The organism is Gilliamella sp. Pas-s95 (assembly GCF_009795795.1).
Classification (GTDB): Bacteria; Pseudomonadota; Gammaproteobacteria; order Enterobacterales; family Orbaceae; genus Gilliamella; species Gilliamella bombicola.
Genome location: NZ_WTFC01000076.1, coordinates 1 through 571, shown reverse-complemented (window position 1 = coordinate 571; position 571 = coordinate 1). Strand labels below are relative to the sequence as shown.

The following is a 571-nucleotide window of genomic DNA, read 5'->3' as shown; positions in this document are numbered from 1 at the left end:
TGAATGTATCAGAGCGTGGCCTTGTCCAATTCACTGTAGCCGTTATTCCACCGCGAGAAACAGAAGACCACCTCAACTGACTTCCATCCACACCACCTATATCTAAATCAAAATACAAACCATCTGAACCTGTAGTAGGAAAATTAAGACCGTAAGATGACGGATTTGTTGACTGAACTAAAAAGCCTTTATCAGGATTCCATATATCTGCTGGGGCACCTGAATTTTGAGCAAGATTTGGCCTTGCGTAACAAATCATAGCTACAGTTGAATTCGGATTGATATAATACTCCACCGAATTACCCCCGAAATTACTACTATTAGGAACACCATATTGTGTAATTAAACTACCATCTGTGCTACTTAATTTAACTTTATAAGGCGCTCTACAGATGTCTAATCTATCGTTACGGCTTACTGTATTTCCATTCTTATCAGTAAAACTCACCGATAAGCTTCCCGTTGCCGTTACACCATCAGCCCCTACACCATCCCCATCATCATCATTCCAAAAATAATAGCGATGCACTAAATCATCTAGACTCACTGAAGTCACTGATGGAGGAATTAT

Annotated in this window: 1 protein-coding gene; it reads right to left on the bottom strand. The window is 39.9% G+C overall.

Annotated elements, in window-relative coordinates; genetic code table 11:
* Positions 1-571 (bottom strand): hypothetical protein (locus tag GQ598_RS10915; protein WP_160404137.1); only part of this gene is annotated, 571 nt, incomplete at both ends.